This is a genomic window from Vibrio aestuarianus (assembly GCF_012395185.1).
Lineage (GTDB): Bacteria > Pseudomonadota > Gammaproteobacteria > Enterobacterales > Vibrionaceae > Vibrio > Vibrio aestuarianus.
Genome location: NZ_JAAZTU010000094.1, coordinates 1 through 1591, shown reverse-complemented (window position 1 = coordinate 1591; position 1591 = coordinate 1). Strand labels below are relative to the sequence as shown.

The 1591-nt window shown below is 40.5% G+C and carries 2 protein-coding genes; both read left to right on the top strand.

Going from position 1 to position 1591, the window contains the following annotated elements; translation table 11 throughout:
• The first annotated feature begins 143 nt into the window (after positions 1 to 143).
• A complete protein-coding gene (locus HGG78_RS18720) occupies positions 144 to 578 on the top strand; it encodes a GNAT family N-acetyltransferase (RefSeq protein ID WP_103181949.1) in 435 nt (144 codons plus the stop codon).
• Positions 579 to 737: 159 nt separating this feature from the next.
• Entirely contained in the window at positions 738 to 1352 is a 615-nt protein-coding gene (locus HGG78_RS18715) for a hypothetical protein (RefSeq protein WP_172533813.1), read from the top strand.
• Positions 1353 to 1591: the final 239 nt, after the last annotated feature.

Genomic DNA, 1591 nt, shown 5'->3' with positions numbered 1-1591 from the left:
GCATAACAAAGCATTTAAGACGGATTCGCAACGCTTGGTGTTTTTAGTGTAAATTCAGTTTTTGTGTTTTAAGTGGTTTGTCGAGGCATTGGTGTTTAGCGTCGCTCACCACTTAATGCGGCGTTATACGCAAGGAGAGATATGTGGTAGAAATTCGTGAAATGAACATTGCGGACTATGATGACGTGATCAAGCTTTGGGGACAAACTGAGGGTATGAGCCTCCGAGATGCAGACTCTAAAGAAAGCATCAATAACTACCTAATTCGCAATCCAAATCTAAGTTTCGTTGCAGTGTCAGGCAACGAAATTGTCGGCGCGGTACTAGTCGGCACTGACGGTCGGCGAGGTTATCTGCAACACCTAGCTGTATCAACGAACTTTCGTGGCAAGAACTTAGGTCGTGATCTGGTAAGCCAAGCTATCAGTGCGTTAGCTGATGTTGGGGTTCCAAAAACTCATTTGTTTGTGTACAACGAAAACGTAAACGCCCAGCAGTTTTACGAAAAGCTTGGTTGGTTCCCGAGGGACGAAGTTCGAATGTACTCATATAATAGTTCTAGTAACAATAACGTTTAGCGCACGGCGTATAACAAACAATTTAAGAGTGATTCAGCACGCTTGGCATTTTTGGTTTGGGTTAAGTTTAGTGATTAAGGTGTTCAAATTGAGTGTTGTGGATGCGTGCTTCACACCTTAATTGGGCGTTAGTTGCAAACTGGAAAATAGAGTATATAAATGGAAATTAACTATACAAAGTATAATGCGAAATCGTTGCTTGAAGCGTTAGGAAGCATTGATGCTGAGGCATACCCTGAAAACTACAAAAATTTAACCAATGAAATAGCGACAAGAAAGCACGAGATTCAAGAGTTTTATGAGCAGCAGGCAAACGCTAGAAAACTACGATGGAGTCGTATACTAACAGTGATAAGCGTGAATCAATTGCTGGTTGCGCTAATAGCGTTGGTAATGCTTGTTCTTTTGTTCTCTGGATTGAGCATGCTTGAAGTAGTTGCTTCATTTTTTGTAATTATCCTCAATACATTATCGGGTCTGATCCTATACAAAAGGGCCTCAACATACTACGTACTTCCATATTTGAATATTGGACTACAAGTATTTGCCTTTGGGTTTGGTGGTGTGTATTTCAATTACTATGGTATTGGCGGTATTTTCCTCACCTTAGACTGGGTTAGTGATACATTTAATTGGTTATCAGTATCCTTTAATTTAGGTGGCTCACTTCTAGAGTATTCAAACCAGTATAACTTGGGGTTCTTTCAAATTGACTTATTGGCGTTGTTCTATATTTGGGTAATCCGAAAATCCATATCGACAATTTGCAGCTAACAAGCAATTTAAGAGGGATTCTCAACGCTTGGCACTTTTGCTTCTACTTCAAATTTAGTGTTTACGGTACAATGCGTTAAGTTGGGTGGTGGCGTTGTTCACCCCTTAATTGGGCGTTATGACACGACGGTCATCACAGGTTGGATGTACGGTAATGATACTCAAGTTTGAGTGTAATCTAACGGGGTGGAAGAAAGACGGCAAAAAGGACGAATATTAGTTATTTCCATGCTAACCTT

Bases quoted from the DNA above. Each gene is read 5' to 3' on its own strand.
- HGG78_RS18715 (WP_172533813.1), top strand. From the start codon at position 738: ATGGAAATTAACTATACAAAGTATAATGCGAAATCGTTGCTTGAAGCG.